Origin of the sequence: Ruminococcus bromii, from assembly GCF_928721825.1 — a bacterium.
GTDB classification, from domain to species: Bacteria; Bacillota; Clostridia; order Oscillospirales; family Acutalibacteraceae; genus Ruminococcoides; species Ruminococcoides bromii.
Genome location: NZ_CAKMVP010000003.1, coordinates 1,956,216 through 1,973,247, shown reverse-complemented (window position 1 = coordinate 1,973,247; position 17,032 = coordinate 1,956,216). Strand labels below are relative to the sequence as shown.

Genomic DNA, 17,032 nt, shown 5'->3' with positions numbered 1-17,032 from the left:
AACAGTTACAAGAGGTGAAGATTATGCTACACGGAACAGCTGCATCCGAGGGTATCGGAATCGGTAAGGTAATGCTTATTGAAGAACATTCGCTTGAATACACTCCACGAACCGTAACAGATACCGAAGCAGAGTCACAGCGTTTTAAGACAGCAGTTGACGCTTTTTGCTACAACACTGAAAAACAGGCAGAAAATCTTCGCAGTTCAGCCGGTGAAAAAGAGGCAGAAATTCTTGCAGGTCACATTCAGATTATCAGAGATCCGTATCTCAGCGGAGAAATTGAAAAGCTGATTGCAGACGGTCAATGTGCAGAATCTGCCCTTGAGCATATGTGCGATATGTTTATTGCAATGTTCTCGGCAGCTGACGATGAGCTTACAAAACAGCGTGCGGCTGATGTCAGAGATATCAAGAGCGGTGTTCTTGGCATTCTTCTCGGAGTAAACGAAATTAAAGTAAGTGACGCGCCAAAAGGCACGGTGCTTGTTGCAAGAGAGCTTACTCCTTCTGTTACGGCAGGTATTGTAAAAGAAAACATAGCAGGCATTATTACTGAAACAGGCGGAACAACTTCCCACTCTGCAATTCTTGCAAGAGCGCTTGAAATTCCTGCCGTACTCAGTGTTGAGGGTGTCGCATCAAGCCTGAAAAACGGCGACACGGTTGTAGTTGACGGCAGTGAGGGTGCTGTAATTGTTAATCCCGATGATAACACAGTTGCAGAATACTCCAAAAAGCGTGACGCTTTTCTTGCAGAACGCAAAGAGCTTGAAAATTACAGGGGACGAGAAACAAAATCCGCAAGCGGAGAGGTTTATGAACTTTTCTGCAACATAGGAAAACCTGAAGACGCTGTCAAGGCAGTTGACGCAGACGGCGAGGGTGTCGGACTTTTCAGAACAGAGTTTCTGTTCATGGACAGAACTTCAATTCCGACAGAGGACGAACAGTATGAGGCCTACAAAAAGGCGGCTCTTATCTTAAAGGGCAAGTCGCTGATTATCAGAACACTTGATATCGGCGGTGACAAGGACATTCCGTACCTTGGACTTGAAAAAGAAGAAAATCCGTTCATGGGATTCCGTGCAATCAGATATTGCCTTAAAAACCGTGAACTTTTTAAATCACAGATTAAAGCCATTTTGCGTGCAAGCGCATTCGGTGACATCAAGATTATGTTCCCGCTCATCACAACTATGGATGAACTTCGTGAGGGCAAAAAGCTTGTTGCAGAATGCAAAGCCGATTTACGCAATATGGGCATAAATTTCAACGAAAACATTCAGGTTGGTGTTATGGTTGAAACAGCGTCTGCGGCAGTTATCGCAGATATGCTTGCAAAAGAGGCAGACTTTTTCAGCATCGGCACAAATGACCTCACAGGCTACACAATGGCTTGTGACAGAGGCAACAACGATGTGTCTTACCTCTACTCTCCCCTTCAGCCAAGCGTTCTCAGAATGATAAAGCGCACAATTGAGTGCGGTGTTCAGAACGGCATTTCGGTCGGAATGTGCGGTGAGGCTGCCGCAAACAAGCTGATGATTCCGCTGCTTATTTCATTCGGACTCACAGAATTCAGCGTTTCCGCTCCGTCAGTTCTCAATGTGAGAAAAATAATTTCCACATGGACAAAAGAAGAGGCAGACAAAGTAACCGCAAAGGTGCTTGAAATGAGTACACAGCAGGAAATTGTCGAATACCTCAAATCGGTTGTGTAAAGCAACCAAGTTAATATGCGTTTACCTCAGTTAAATAATTTGCAAACACGATTAATCCCCGTCGGAAATTCCGGCGGGGATTTGTCTTTTGATGTATTAACTTAGTTTTCCTCTTCAACACTATCCCTTTTTGAAAAGACGCAGCCGCAGTAGTTTTGGCGGTAGAGGTCATATTCTTTTGAAAGGATGATTGAACGCTTGTAGCCTTCACGCTTTTTGAAGTCGCTGTACAGCCACGGAACGCCGTACTTCTCGGCAAGCTCCGAACCGATTGAATTGAGCAACTGCGCATTTTTCAGCGGACTGATTGTAAGCGTGGTTGTAAAATAATCAAAGCCGCGTTCCTTTGCGTAGCGTGCAGAGGATTCAAGTCGCAGTCTGAAACATTTTTCACACCGCTTTCCGCCCTCGGGTTCATTTTCAAGACCTTTGACATAATCAAAGTAATCCTTGGGCAAATATTCGCCCTCGACCACCTTTACAGGATGTTCAAACGGCATAAGCGACACAAGACGCTTTTCTTCGTTCAGGCGGTAATTATACTCATCCGCAATCGAAATATTCGGATTGTAAAAATAGACCGTGATATCAAAATATTTTGAAAGATACTCAAGGCAGTATGACGAACACGGGGCGCAGCACACATGCAAAAGCAGCTTTGGGACTTTTCCCTCCCCCGTTATTTTGTCAATCACCCTGTCGAGTTCTTTCTGATAGTTTATCTTGTTCATGCTATTATATAAATTTGCAAATGTAATCAAAAAGTTCTTCGGCTGTGTCTGCAACAAACGGCGCACCTGCGTTCATAAGCTCGTTTTTTCCCCTGAATCCCCATGAAACACCAGCCATTTTTACACCCGCATTGTTTGCCGTAAACACATCAACATCGCTGTCGCCGACATAGAAACATTCTTTGGGAGTTACACCGCTCATATTGAGGAGTGCAAGCAGAGCATCAGGCTCGGGCTTTGTCTTGTACTGCGGTTTCTGCCCCCATGCCTGAGTAAATTTGTGGTCGGGGAATGCTTTTTTTAGCATTTTATCAACAAATTCATCGGGCTTGTTTGACAGCACACCCGTTTTAATACCTTTTTGTGCAAGCTTTTCAAGCATTTCTGCACAACCGTCATATGCGGCAGTGTGGTCGTTGCAATGGACGGCATAGTGTCTGTCGTAATCAGCCTTGACCTTTTCAAAAAGCTCATGATCGGTCCACGCGTCACCCATTGCCCTTCTGATGAGCATTTCTCTGCCGTTTCCGACATATGTTTTATAATTTTCAACAGGCTTTTCCTCAAGCCTGTTAAGCTTCAAGCCATAATTCACGCTTATAGCAAGATCGGTAAGAGAATTTATAAGTGTGCCGTCAAGATCAAATACTACCATTTTTACCATAAATATCACCTTAGTTTAATCCTTTTTCCTGTTCAAAAAGTATCGCCCTGCATGGCGCCGCCTCAAGACCGCCGAGCTTTATCGGGAAAGCGCACAAATCATATTCGCCGTCATCAACCCCCGAAAGATTGAGATTTTCAAGCACGGCGATTTCTGCTCTGCCCAGTTCACGGTGCGTTTTTACTTCATCAAACGGCGGAGCGATTGACTCGGCGTCCGTACCGACAAGCACCACTCTGCTTTGTGCAAGTACAATTGCGGCAGAATGCGAAAGATAGGTATCGCCGTTCCCCCTGAACAGTATCCGCTTTCTGCAATACGGCAACAGCTTGTCCATATCTTCGCCCGTCAAAACGCCCTTGACCGTTATTACGGTGCATTTTCCGTAGAAGGTGTTGAGCCTTAGATCGGTTATCCCTTTGCCGTCAGGGCAAAAGTGGAGCGGAGCATCAATATGTGTTCCGGCATGAACACACATCGAAATCTGCGAAAGATTGCATTCCTCATCATCCATACTTCTCAGCGGAGTTACAACCGTTTTCGGATCTCCCGGATATACCTCGGTTGTAAGAGTATCCTTTGAAATATCATGGATATACATATATCTTTCGCCTCTTTTCTTTTGAACATTCCTTGTAACACTTCACTGGGATTATTATAACACACATTATTACACTTTGCATCTTTATCGGCAAAATTTCCTTGTTTTATGACAAAAAATAACCTCGCAGGGGATTCCCTGCGAGGTAAAATGTAATTTCAGATTAAATCAATCAAAATTATTCAGCACTGGCAATAGGTGAACCTACATTACCTGTGTTGTTGTAACCCTTAACAACATACTTCTGAACAATTGTTGAGTCCTTAACAGAAATTCTGCCGTCTTCGTTAGCGTCGCAAACCTTGGAAGCGTCTGTGCTTAAAAGACCGATTGCAATTCTCTGAATCATTGTAGCGTCTTTAACTGTGATTGAGAAGTCACCGTCAGCATCACCGAGGAGCGGAAGACGATCGCCTTCAATTGTAATATTAGCCTTAGCGCCCTGCTTTGAAGGATAGTCAAAGCCTGAAAGGTCAAGTGTAAGTGTTACATCAATTGATGAACCCTCTGCATAACCGAGAGCTACAGTATCGAGAACCATATTCTGAGCGTTGTATGTAAGGTCGAAGTCCTTACCGACAGGAGCACTGTTCTCTGTTTCCGGAAGGCCCCAGTTAGCAGCCCATGAACCGTTAGCAGCAAACTTAAATTCATAGTTATCTGACGATGTTACACCCTTAAATGTAATCTTGTAAACCTTGTCAGAAACCATTTCCATCTTGTTTGACTCAGCGTCTACCTTCCAGTCCTCGCCGTTGAGCCAGCTCTGGAAACCGTTACCAACTGGTAATACATAATCAACCTTAAGATCTTTAACGATTTTAACACTGTCACCTGTTACATTGATTTCATTTGTAGTAGGATTGTATGTTACTGTTACATCGCAAGCAGCTGTTACATCGAATGTGAGGTTGTTTTCTGTGTTATCGTAACCGATCCAAGTCTGATCCCAAACTGTTTCACCTGTTTCAGGATTTGTACCGTTAGCTACATTCTTAACAACCTTAACCTGATAGCTATCGCCGGCAGGTGTTGCAGCGAATGTCTTTGAATACATATCGCCGTCTTTTGTCATAACATTCTGAGCACCGTTTACAGGGTCACCAATCCACTTAAGACCGGCAAATTCTTCTGCACCGGCTACTACATAAATAGGATCTGTTGTTGTAACAGCTTCTGTTGTAGGCTCTGTAACAGGCTCTGTTGTAACAGGCTCTGTTGTAACAGGTTCTGTTGTAGGAGCTTCTGTCGGCTCTTCTGTAGCAGGCTCTGTAGTTGTTGGCTCTTCTGTAACAGAAGGATCAACACCGAGAAGTGTAGCAATTGTTGAAAGAGGAGCACAATCAGGATATGCTTCAGGATCAGCAAGCTGTGTTGCATATACTTCAGCATAAGTGTTGTAAACATCCATCGGCTCAGCTTCAACCTCTGCACAAATATTAGCTACAGTTTCGGGAGTGTAGTGGTTAGGATTCTTAACAGCCCAGTTAAAGAGTGCCTGTGCAACCATTTCAGCTCTTGAAAGGTAAACAGGGAATCTGCCCTTTGTAACCTTACCTGTTGATGTGATTGCAGCCTTAGGACCGTAGTTGTCACTGTTATTTCTCCATGTTGCACCGTCATCAAGCTTTGATGAGTCCTCTGTGTTCTCAACCTTACCGCCTGTGAGGTAAACTGTGTCGCCAAGACAAGGCTTGCCGAGTGTTATGTTACAAGTCTGGTGAGTTGTTTTTTTGGTGTCTTTTGTTGAGAAGATTACAGCATAGTCAGCATTGTCCTTAAGACCGCCGTGGAGCGTACCGTCTTCATTCTTGATCTTTGCTGTATCAAAGTAGTAAAGACCTGTCTCCTTGTCTTTAGCGCACTTCTCAGGCGGTGTCTGCCAAGATGTTTCAGGGAATTCATCACCTGCTATTGCATAAAGATGGCAATAAACGTTCTTTGTAGTACCCCATTCTGCAGGGGCAGTACTTACATCGAAATAAATTTTTGTGTCGGTTTCTTCAGCTGATGCAGAAAAAATGGTCAAACCTGAAAAACAGGATACTGCCATAAGAACTGCAAGTACCAAACTGAGAACCTTGGATGATTTTTTCATCGCTAATTCCTCCTTTTTTGTTACTCAAATTTTGAGTAACTACATTATATATCAAAACGATTACATTTACAAGTGTTTTTTGGCAAGTTTGTAAATTTTTTTCAAATTATTATTTTCAGACCGCAACAAATGCTGTGACGAAGTCTTTTTACTTGACAACAGTTGCAAATAATTGTATTATTTTAGTGGTTATTTTTATCTATCCGCAAAGAGAGGTTAAGTTATGGAAAACAGCAAAAAAACCATGGATAAAATCGTTGCTTTGTGTAAAAACAGAGGCTTTGTTTATCCGGGTTCTGAAATTTACGGCGGTCTTGCAAACACTTGGGATTACGGTCCGCTCGGTGTTGCACTAAAAAACAATATTAAAAATGCCTGGCTCAAGAAGTTTGTTCAGCAGAACAAGTACAATGTTGGTCTTGACTCAGCAATCCTTATGAATCCGCAGACATGGGTCGCATCAGGTCATCTCGGCGGTTTCTCAGACCCGCTTATGGACTGTAAGGAATGTAAAACCCGTCACCGTGCCGACAATCTTATTGAAGATTTTGACGGCACAAATGTTGCAGGCTGGACAAACGAAGAAATGATGAATTACATCAAGGAAAAAGAGATTCCGTGTCCTAACTGCGGCAAGCACAACTTTACCGACATTCGTCAGTTCAACCTTATGTTCAAAACATTCCAGGGCGTTACAGAAGACAGCAAAAATGAAATTTATCTTCGTCCCGAAACTGCTCAGGGCATTTTCGTGAACTTCTCTAACATTCAGAGAACAAGCCGTAAGAAAGTTCCTTTCGGCGTTGCACAGATCGGTAAATCTTTCAGAAACGAAATCACACCCGGTAACTTCATTTTCCGTGTTCGTGAGTTTGAGCAGATGGAGCTTGAATTCTTCTGCAAGCCGGGCACTGACCTTGAATGGTTTGAATACTGGAGAGGTTTCTGCCGTGACTGGCTCTATTCTCTCAATATTAAGGAAGAAAATCTCCGTCTTCGTGACCATGCAAAAGAGGAGCTTTGCTTCTACTCAAAGGCAACAACAGACTTTGAATATCTCTTCCCGTTCGGTTGGGGCGAGCTTTGGGGCGTTGCCGACAGAACAGACTATGACCTTACACAGCACAGCAAAACAAGCGGCAAAACGCTTGAATACTTTGACCCGACAACGAACGAGAAGTACATTCCGTATGTTATTGAGCCGTCGCTCGGTGTTGAGCGTCTTTTCCTTGCTCTTGTTGTTGAGGCTTACGATGAAGAAGTTATTGATGAAAAGGATACACGAGTTGTGTTAAGACTTCATCCGACCCTTGCTCCGTACAAAGCTTGCGTTCTTCCGCTTTCAAAGAAGCTCAACGAGCAGGCAGGAAAGGTTTATGAGCAGCTTTCAGCTGACTTTATGACCGATTATGACGATGCAGGCTCAATCGGCAAGCGTTACAGAAGACAGGATGAAATCGGTACTCCGTTCTGTATCACATATGACTTTGAGTCTGTTGATGACGGTTGTGTTACCGTTCGTGACCGCGACACAATGCAGCAGGAAAGAGTTGCAATCGACAAGCTCAACGATTATATCGCTGAAAAGATTAAGTTCTGATTTTAATATGATATCAAAAGGACATTCCAAATGGAATGTCCTTTTTTTGCGTAGGGGCGGCTCACCGTATAAGAACAGCGGATAACCTTAAAATTCGGGTTATCCGCTGTGTGTTTTATCCAATATAATAATCTGAATTCAATCAAATTACTTTGAGAGGTTTGTGAGAACCTTTTTGATTCTCTTAACAGCCTCAATCGTGTTTTCTCTGTCACCGAATGATGTAAGACGGAAGTAGCCGGCGCCGTTTTCGCCAAAGCCCTCACCCGGAGTACCTACAACATTTGCCTCGTTGAGGAGGAGGTCAAAGAATTCCCAACTGCCCATATTGTTTGGACACTTGAGCCAGATGTAAGGTGAGTTCTTGCCACCTGTGTAGTAGATGCCGAGTTCATCAAGAGCAGATGCGATAATTCTTGCATTTTCCTGATAGTAAGAAATGTTCTCCTTGATCTGCTTCTGACCCTCTTCGCTGAATACAGCGGCAGCAGCACACTGAACAGGCCATGAAACACCGTTGAACTTTGTTGCCTGACGGCGGTACCATGTTGCATAGATATTGTGACCGTCACGCTCAAGCTCCTTAGGAATTACCGTGTAACCGCATCTTGTGCCTGTGAAACCTGCTGTCTTTGAAAGTGAGCACATTTCAATTGCACACTTTCTTGCACCTTCGATTGCAAAAATTGAACGAGGGAGATCCTCTGTGATGAATGCCTCATAAGCTGAATCGTAGAGGATTATTGCATCGTTTTTGAGAGCGTAGTCAACCCAAGCCTTGAGCTGTTCGGCATTGTATGCAGAGCCTGTCGGGTTGTTAGGTGAGCAAAGGTAGATGATGTCTGCCTTTACATTTTCATCAGGGAGAGCGGCAAAGCCGTTTGCCTCATTTGATGCGGCATAAACGATTTCTCTGCCTGCCATAATGTTTGAGTCAACATATACGGGGTAAACAGGGTCTGTTACGAGAACAACATTATCCTTTGAAAAGATGTCACCTATGTTGCCGCAGTCCGATTTTGCACCGTCTGATACAAAAATTTCGTCAGCGCCTACTGCAACACCAAAGCTCTTGTAATAATCTGAAATAGCCTGTCTGAGAAACTCGTAGCCCTCATAATCGGGATAACCCTTGAAGGTTTCCTTGTGAGCAAGATCCTCTGCGCCCTTTTTCATTGCCTCAACAACAACAGGAGCAAGCGGAAGGGTTACATCGCCAATACCAAGCTTGATAACCTTTTTATCGGGATGAGCCGCAATATATGCATTTGTCTTTTTTGCAACATCTGCAAAAAGATAGTTCGGAACGAGATTGTCAAAATTTCTGTTAATCTTCATTAAAATCAGTCCTTTTGTCTGTAAGTTAAGTGGAATATAAATTATTTTTCAAGTGATGCTTTAATAAATTCTCTGAAAAGCGGATGAGCACGGTTCGGGCGTGACTTGAACTCGGGGTGATACTGAACAGCAACGAAGAAACGGTTGTCGGGAACTTCAACAGCCTCAACAAGAAGTCCGTTAGGCGAAGTACCTGTAATCTTCATGCCTGCATTTTCAATTTCCTCTCTGAAATCGTTATTGAACTCATAACGATGACGGTGACGCTCTGAAATTTCATGCTGACCGTAAGCCTTAGCCATAAGCGAATCGGGCTCGATAACACACGGATATGCACCAAGACGCATTGTGCCGCCCATATCCTCAATGCCTTCCTGTTCAGGCATAAGGTCAATAACATTATGCTTGCCCTCGGGTGTAAATTCACCGCTGTTGGCATCAGCATAGCCGAGAACATCTCTTGCGTATTCGATTACTGCAGTCTGCATACCGAGGCAGATTCCGAGATACGGAATATCATGCTCACGGGCATATTTTGCAGCCATAATCTTACCTTCGATACCTCTGTTACCGAAGCCACCCGGAACGAGGATACCGTCAACATCACCGAGAAGCTCGTCAACCTTGTACTTTGTAAGAAGTTCGCAGTCAACCCACTTGATTTCAACATCGGCGGAATTTTCATAGCCACCGTGACGAAGTGCCTCTGCAACGGAAAGATATGCGTCATGGAGAGCAACATACTTACCGCAAAGAGCAATCGTGCATTTCTTTGTACGGTTGTTGATACGGTTAAGCATTTCTTCCCACTCGGAAAGGTCGGGCTTTTTGTCCGTTACAATATTGAGCTCACGACATACAACATTTGAGAAATTGCTCTTTTCAAGCATAAGAGGTGCCTGATAAAGCGTTGGGAGAGTAATATTTTCGATTACACAATCCGGTTTTACATTGCAGAAAAGTGCAATCTTGTTGAAAATGCTCTCCTCAAGAGGTTCGTCACAACGAAGAACGATGATATCGGGATTGATACCGAGTGAACGAAGCTCTTTTACAGAATGCTGTGTCGGCTTTGATTTGTGTTCCTCGCTGCCCTTGATATAGGGAACGAGAGTTACATGAATAAAGATGCTGTTCTCTCTGCCGACTTCAAGAGATACCTGACGGATAGCCTCAAGGAACGGCTGGCTTTCGATATCGCCAACCGTACCGCCGATTTCCGTAATTACAACATCGGCATTGGTCTTTTCACCTACATTGTAGATAAAAGACTTGATTTCATTTGTGATGTGAGGAATTACCTGAACTGTCTTACCGAGGTAGTCGCCGTGACGCTCCTTTTCAAGAACATTTGAGTAAACCTTACCTGTTGTGAGGTTTGAATACTTGTTAAGGTCCTCATCAATAAAACGCTCATAATGGCCGAGGTCGAGGTCGGTTTCTGCACCGTCCTCCGTTACATATACCTCGCCGTGCTGATACGGGCTCATTGTACCCGGATCGACATTGATATACGGGTCAAGCTTTTGAGCAACAATCTTGAGTCCTCTTGCCTTTAAAAGTCTGCCGAGAGATGCGGCTGTGATACCCTTGCCAAGACCGGATACGACACCGCCTGTTACAAATATATATTTTTTATTCTTCTTATGTTCGGTTATCTCCACGATTACACCTCAACTTCGCCTTCAAATACTTTTTCCGCATTACCTGTCATATATACCGTTTCATCAGTATAGTTGATAATAAGATCGCCGCCCTTGAGCTTAATCTTGATGTCTTCACCCTTTTTGCAGAAACCGTTTTCACAAGCGGCAACCGCAACGGCACAAGCGCCTGTACCGCAAGCCCATGTTTCGCCTGAGCCACGCTCCCACACTCTCATCTTGATTGTATGGTCATCGAGAACTGTTACAAATTCTGTATTCACTCTTTCAGGGAAAAGCTTATCGTTTTCAAACTCAGGTCCTATGGTTTCGATGTCAAGATTATCAATATCGTCCATAAATACTACGCAGTGAGGGTTACCCATTGATACGCAGGTGATGTTATAGTTCTTGCCTGCAATTTCAACAGTTCTGTCAACAACCTTGTCACCGTCAAGAGCAACGGGAATTTCCTTAGGATCTAGAATAGCCTTGCCCATATCTACTCTGAGGCGGTTAACCTTTCCGCCTGAAGTATATGCCTTGAGCTTCTTAATTCCGCTGAGTGTTTCAATTGTAATTTCGTCTTTTTCGTTGATATCAACCATACCGTGGTCATAGAGGAACTTGCCTACGCAACGGATACCGTTACCGCACATCTTGCCCTCTGAACCGTCAAGGTTGTACATTTTCATCTTTGCATCTGCAACCTTTGAAGGACAAATAAGAATAATACCGTCGCCGCCGATACCGAAATGTCTGTCGGAAAGTCTTACGGCAAGCGCCTCGGGATTGCTGATTTCCTGATCAAAAGTGCTGCAATAGATATAGTCATTGCCTATACCCTGCATCTTAGTGAATTTTAACATAAGCTTTTCCTCTCTCATGTGGTTAATGTCGATAAGCTCCGTGCTGTGCTGTGAATAGTGGCTCTTGAGGCAATCCGCAAGCGCATTTGCCGTGTCAAGAGATGTAAGACACGGAATATTTCTTTCAACGGTCTTACGGCGAATTTTAACAGAATCTCTTGAAGGGATTCTGCCCTTTGCAGATGTTGAAATAACATACTGAATCTTGCCCGATTCAATGAGTGTAAGAGTATTGTTTGTCTTGGACTCGTGAATTTTCTTTACGCTTACAGCATCGATACCGTACTTCTTGAGTACATCCGCTGTACCCTCTGTTGCGTAGATTCTGAATCCGAGGTCGTAGTATTTCTTTGCGATTTCACCGATTTCAGCTTTATCCGAATTACGGACTGTGATGAACACACCGCCCTTTTTCTTCATCTTGTAGCCTGCACCGATGAGTCCCTTATAGAGAGCCTCCTCAAGTGTGCCTGCAACACCGAGAACTTCACCTGTTGACTTCATCTCGGGGCCAAGGTGGTTATCAACATTGATAAGCTTTTCAAAGCTGAATACAGGAACCTTAACCGCAATGTAAGGACTCTTTCTGTAAAGGCCTGTGCCGTAGCCCATATCTTTGAGCTTTTCACCGAGCATTGCTCTTGTTGCAAGGTCAACCATAGGAACGCCTGTTACCTTACTGATGTAAGGGATTGTTCTTGAAGAACGGGGATTTACCTCGATAACATAGAGTTCGTCTTTATAGATAAGGTACTGAATGTTTACAAGTCCCTTTGTACGGAGTTCGATTGCAAGGTTCTTTGAGCTTTCAATAATAATCTGAGTCATTCTGTCTGAGAGATTCCATGCCGGATAAACCGCAATTGAGTCGCCCGAGTGAACACCGGCACGCTCGATATGCTCCATAATACCCGGAATAAGAATATCTTCACCGTCACAAATGGCGTCAACTTCAAGCTCTGTACCCTGAAGGTACTTATCAATAAGAATCGGATTTTCAATATTCTGTGCAAGAATGATTGCCATATACTCTTTGACATCATCTTCGTTGAATGCAATAATCATATTCTGACCGCCGAGAACATATGACGGACGGAGAAGAACAGGATAACCGATTTTGTCTGCAACATCGAGAGCCTCGTCTGTTGTCATAACCGTTACGCCACGGGGACGCTTGATGTGATACTTTTCAAGAAGCTCATCAAAACGCTCTCTGTCCTCTGCCATATCAATGGCATCGTATGATGTACCGAGAATATTTACACCGTTGTCGCTGAGGAACTTTGTAAGCTTAATTGCTGTCTGTCCGCCGAATGCAACAACTACACCGAACGGATTTTCTGTCTTTATTATGCCCATAACATCTTCGGTTGTGAGCGGTTCAAAATAAAGTCTGTCGGCTGTGTCAAAGTCTGTTGATACTGTTTCAGGGTTGTTGTTTACGATAACAACATCGTAGCCTGCCTTTTTGAGCGCCCATACGCAGTGAACGGAAGCATAGTCAAATTCGATACCCTGACCGATTCTGATAGGACCCGAACCGAATACGATAACTGTTTTCTTATCGCTCTTCTGCTCTCTGATGAATTCCTCAGCTTCATTTTCCTTATCAAATGTTGAATAGAAGTAAGGAGTTTCAGCCTCAAATTCTGCGGCGCAGGTATCAACCATTTTATAAACAGGAACAAGCGGATTTTCAACCTTCCTGCCTGTGATTTTTTCAATTGTTCTGTCAAGGAATCCCTTGTTCTTGGCACGAACATAGAGCTCCTCCGTAAGCTCGCCGTTCTTGAGTTCGTTTTCAACGGCAATAAGATTTTTGAGCTTTTCAAGGAACCACTCGTCAATGAGAGTGATGTTGTGAATCTGTTCTACTGTAATGCCTCTCTTGAGAGCCTCATATACGCAGAAGATTCTTCTGTCATCGCAAACGCTGAGTCTGTCATAAACCGATGCGTTTGAAAGCTCTGCAAATTCCTTGTCGTTGAGAGTATCGTGAGAAATCTCGGCACCTCTTACAGCTTTCATAATAGCCTGTTCAAATGTCGGAGCAATAGCCATAACCTCGCCTGTTGCCTTCATCTGAGTACCGAGTGTTCTCTTTGCATATACAAATTTATCGAAAGGCCATTTTGGGAATTTTACAACAACATAGTCGAGCGCCGGCTCAAAGCAAGCGTATGTTGTACCTGTAACGGCATTTTTGATTTCATTAAGTGTGTAACCGATAGCAATTTTAGCGGCAACCTTTGCAATAGGATAACCTGTTGCCTTTGACGCAAGTGCCGATGAACGGGATACACGGGGATTAACCTCGATAACCGCATATTCAAATGTTTCGGGGTTGAGTGCGAACTGGCAGTTACAACCGCCCTCTACTTTAAGCGCAGAGATAATGTTGAGAGCCGCACTTCTGAGCATCTGATATTCCTTGTCGGCAAGTGTTACCGTAGGAGCGATAACGATTGAGTCGCCTGTGTGAACGCCTACAGGATCGAAGTTTTCCATTGAGCAGACAGTAATAACATTTCCGTCGCTGTCACGCATAACCTCAAACTCGATTTCCTTCCAACCTGAGATACATTTTTCAACAAGCACCTGTGTGATAGGAGAAAGTTCAAGACCGTTTGATGTGATTTCACGAAGCTCTTCCTCGTTATCGACAATACCGCCGCCTGTACCGCCGAGTGTGAATGCAGGACGGATAATTACAGGATAACCGATTTCATCGGCAAACTTAACAGCTGATTCAACATCTGTAACAACAAGTGACGGAATAACAGGCTGACCTATTTCAATCATTGTGTCCTTAAAAAGCTGTCTGTCCTCTGCCTTGTCGATTGTTTCGGGGTTTGCACCGAGAAGCTGAACATTGTATTTATCAAGGAAGCCCTCTTTTGCAAGCTGCATTGAAAGGGTAAGACCCGTCTGACCGCCGAGGGTTGAAAGAAGGCTGTCAGGGCGTTCCTTTTTGATGATTCTCTTAACTGTTTCAAGCGTCAACGGTTCAATATAGATTTTATCAGCCATTGCGTTATCAGTCATAATTGTAGCAGGGTTTGAGTTTACGAGAATAACCTCAAGTCCTTCTTCTTTAAGCGCACGGCAAGCCTGTGTGCCTGCATAGTCAAATTCGGCAGCCTGACCGATTACGATAGGGCCCGAACCGATTACCATAACTCGTTTGATATTCTTTTTGAGTGGCATATAATCATTCCTCGTTCAAGTAATTATTGTATCTGTTCTTATGCTGAATAGTAATCCGAATTTCGGACTCTTATTTTCTGTTGTTCTTCATCAATTCAATAAAACGGTCAAACAAAAATGCTGTATCGTGAGGACCGCCGCAAGCTTCCGGATGGAACTGAACCGAGAAAGCAGGCATATTTGTGTAGTTTACGCCCTCGCAGGTGTTATCATTGCCGTTTACAAAGCTTACTTTGCCGTTCTCGGGCATACTGTCGCTTACAACAGCGTAGCCGTGGTTCTGTGATGTGATGTAAACTCTGCCTGTTTCAACTTCCTTTGCAGGCTGGTTTGCACCTCTGTGACCGTACTTTAGCTTTTCTGTTTTTGCACCCTGTGAAAGCGCAAGGAGCTGGTGACCGAGACAGATACCGAAGATCGGAATCCCGAAGTCACAAAGCTTTTTAAGCTCCGCAATAATCTCTGTGTTGTCCGAAGGATCTCCCGGTCCGTTTGAAAGCATTACGCCGTCGGGATTCATAGCCTTAATTTCATCCGCTGTTGTGTGGGCGGGAACAACTGTAAGGTTACAACCTCTCTTAACAAGCTCTCTGCCAATGTTATGCTTTGCGCCAAAATCCATAAGCACAACATTGAGGTCGCCGTTTTCAGCGTCAAAATGCTCTTTTTCTTTTATGGTAGTGCTTTCAACAGCCTCTGTAATAACATAGTTCTTAATCTCGTCAAGTTCTTCCTTTGTTACATCGGGAGAATAGGAGATTTTGCAGTTCAGAACACCGTATTCACGCACAATTCTTGTGAGCGCACGGGTGTCAATTCCGTAAATGCCGGGAATTCCCGACTCTTTTAAAAAGGTGTCAAGATCACCCTCACAACGGAAGTTTGAAGGAACTTGGCACCATTCTCGTACAATATAACCTTTCAGTGACGGAGAGTCACTTTCAAAATCGGCAGGGATAACACCATAGTTGCCGATTAAAGGGAATGTCTGAATAACCACCTGACCGTAATAGCTGGGGTCGGTGAGTGTTTCAAGATAACCTGTCATTGCTGTAGTAAAAACAAGTTCTCCCGTAGTTTCTTTTTCGGCACCAAACGCCTTGCCCTCAAAAACTGTTCCGTTTTCAAGGATTAAGTATGCCGCACGGCTCATAAAAACACATTCCTTTCAATAAACTAAAAAATTGCAGTCAGTTCTCATATGTTCTGATAACCTGCTTTGCAACCTCAAGCTTGCTTGTTCTGAGATCCATAGCCTGTTTTTCAAGATAGCGATGCGCCTGATCTTCGGACATATTAAGGCAGGTAATAAGCAGAAACTTTGCTCTGTTTATTATCTTCATATCCGCAACCATATGCTTGAGCTTTTCATTTTCCTCAATCACACGGAACATACGCATCTTAAAACATTCCGTAAACTGCAAAAAGTGGTGAAACAGGTGCTTGTTTACGGGCTTTGCAATAACAAGAACACCGTGCTCCGTAAGTGCGTCGTTCACATAATCCGCATTACGCTGCGGAACGATAATCACAACACTTGAACGGGTTGTTCCGGCAAAGTACTTTGAAAGCTCAATGCCGTTTTCCTTTTCAAGCGGCGCATTGACGCAAATAAGGTCAAAAACCTCACCCTTTGCAAGCTCCTTAGCCTCCTGTGAGGTTTGGCAAACGGAAATCTCCGTATAGCCTTCGCTCTCAAGCAATTGTGACAAAGAAACGGCACTCTGTTCAGAGTGTGAAATCAGCAAAGCATTTTTCAAGAACCTCACCACCGCATATTGTTTCATTCATCTTATTATTTTACAAGATTAACCCCTATTGTTATTTACTTAAAGGAATTATGACAATATTTTTTACAATTTTGTAAAAACATTTTCAATGCAATTTTATTTTCTTCTCTTCAACATTTTTCGCGTTTTCCGACAAGTATACCTTTGCGGCAAAAAAACAAGCGGCAGTTTAATTCTCTGCCGCTTGTAATTGTACATTATTTGTTTTTTCGGACTGCCCGACTGTTGATGCAAAGCCGTTTTTGATTAAATCAGCCCTGCTTTTTCTGCGAGCTTACAATGTTGGCATGAGTCTTTCTGAGAGCCTCAAGCTGTGTTGCAACGCCCTCTTCCGTGCGTTTCATAATGCTGTCAACATACACATTAGCAGCCTTTCTGATTTCCGCCGACTTCTGTTTTGCATCGTCAACAATTTCCTTGGCCTTTGCCTGGGCCTCACGAACAAGCTCGTTCTGGTTAAGCATAGCCTTTTTGCGTTCTTCCGCACCCCTGATTATGTTCTCCGATTCACGGTTAGCCTCGGCAAGAATCTGCTTTCTGTCGGCAACAATATTCTTTGCCTGTCTTACCTCTGCCGGCATAGCGTCCTGAATCTGATCGAGAATATCATAAATCTCGTCACTGCTTACCATAACCTTGCCGCCTGAAAAGGGCATTGACTTGGCAGCGCTGATAACATCCTGAAGCTGTAAAATCAAATCCTCAACTTTCATTATCTGTCCACTCCTTATATGTTTGGTTTAATCCATCTTTAATTAAAAAAAACA

12 protein-coding genes are annotated in these 17,032 nt (G+C 43.7%); 2 read left to right on the top strand and 10 right to left on the bottom strand.

Features of this window, described 5'->3' with window-relative positions:
• Nucleotides 1–23 precede the first annotated feature (23 nt).
• The gene (gene ptsP, locus QDI94_RS09660) at nucleotides 24–1,724 is read left to right on the top strand and encodes a phosphoenolpyruvate--protein phosphotransferase (protein ID WP_278418394.1); all 1,701 of its coding nucleotides are present in this window, start codon (nucleotides 24–26) and stop codon (nucleotides 1,722–1,724) included.
• Between the two features lie 101 nt (nucleotides 1,725–1,825).
• Here the strand turns inward: ptsP and QDI94_RS09655 are convergent, their stop codons facing one another.
• From QDI94_RS09655 to QDI94_RS09640, 4 genes are all read right to left on the bottom strand, one after another.
• Nucleotides 1,826–2,455, bottom strand: coding sequence for an epoxyqueuosine reductase QueH (locus QDI94_RS09655; RefSeq protein ID WP_278418392.1), 630 nt, complete (start codon nucleotides 2,453–2,455; stop codon nucleotides 1,826–1,828).
• A gap of 4 nt (nucleotides 2,456–2,459) precedes the next feature.
• Nucleotides 2,460–3,119, bottom strand: coding sequence for an HAD family hydrolase (locus QDI94_RS09650; protein WP_278868622.1), 660 nt, complete (start codon nucleotides 3,117–3,119; stop codon nucleotides 2,460–2,462).
• 10 nt (nucleotides 3,120–3,129) lie between these two features.
• The gene (locus tag QDI94_RS09645; protein ID WP_101028928.1) at nucleotides 3,130–3,720 is read right to left on the bottom strand and encodes a cyclase family protein; all 591 of its coding nucleotides are present in this window, start codon (nucleotides 3,718–3,720) and stop codon (nucleotides 3,130–3,132) included.
• Nucleotides 3,721–3,898: 178 nt separating this feature from the next.
• Nucleotides 3,899–5,818, bottom strand: coding sequence for a pullulanase X25 domain-containing protein (locus tag QDI94_RS09640; RefSeq protein ID WP_278868621.1), 1,920 nt, complete (start codon nucleotides 5,816–5,818; stop codon nucleotides 3,899–3,901).
• Nucleotides 5,819–6,041: 223 nt separating this feature from the next.
• Between QDI94_RS09640 and QDI94_RS09635 the strand changes: the two genes are divergently transcribed.
• Nucleotides 6,042–7,418, top strand: coding sequence for a glycine--tRNA ligase (locus QDI94_RS09635; protein WP_021883518.1), 1,377 nt, complete (start codon nucleotides 6,042–6,044; stop codon nucleotides 7,416–7,418).
• Nucleotides 7,419–7,565: 147 nt separating this feature from the next.
• On the opposite strand, the gene QDI94_RS09630 is transcribed toward QDI94_RS09635, so the two are convergent.
• From QDI94_RS09630 to QDI94_RS09605, 6 genes are all read right to left on the bottom strand, one after another.
• Nucleotides 7,566–8,756 (bottom strand): LL-diaminopimelate aminotransferase, encoded by a 1,191-nt coding sequence (locus tag QDI94_RS09630; RefSeq protein WP_278868620.1) that lies wholly within the window; start codon nucleotides 8,754–8,756, stop codon nucleotides 7,566–7,568.
• A 41-nt stretch (nucleotides 8,757–8,797) separates the two neighbouring features.
• The gene (locus QDI94_RS09625; RefSeq protein WP_278868618.1) at nucleotides 8,798–10,420 is read right to left on the bottom strand and encodes a CTP synthase; all 1,623 of its coding nucleotides are present in this window, start codon (nucleotides 10,418–10,420) and stop codon (nucleotides 8,798–8,800) included.
• Nucleotides 10,421–10,422: 2 nt separating this feature from the next.
• Nucleotides 10,423–14,475: a carbamoyl-phosphate synthase large subunit gene (gene carB, locus QDI94_RS09620; RefSeq protein ID WP_278868617.1), complete on the bottom strand. Its 4,053-nt coding sequence runs from the start codon at nucleotides 14,473–14,475 to the stop codon at nucleotides 10,423–10,425.
• A gap of 70 nt (nucleotides 14,476–14,545) precedes the next feature.
• Complete coding sequence (locus QDI94_RS09615) at nucleotides 14,546–15,628, bottom strand: carbamoyl phosphate synthase small subunit (RefSeq protein ID WP_278868616.1); 1,083 nt, start codon at nucleotides 15,626–15,628, stop codon at nucleotides 14,546–14,548.
• A 37-nt stretch (nucleotides 15,629–15,665) separates the two neighbouring features.
• A complete protein-coding gene (locus tag QDI94_RS09610) occupies nucleotides 15,666–16,235 on the bottom strand; it encodes an ANTAR domain-containing response regulator (protein WP_169923252.1) in 570 nt (189 codons plus the stop codon).
• A 281-nt stretch (nucleotides 16,236–16,516) separates the two neighbouring features.
• Nucleotides 16,517–16,978, bottom strand: a complete 462-nt coding sequence (locus QDI94_RS09605) for an ATP synthase subunit B family protein (RefSeq protein WP_101028922.1) — start codon at nucleotides 16,976–16,978, stop codon at nucleotides 16,517–16,519.
• Nucleotides 16,979–17,032 lie beyond the last annotated feature (54 nt).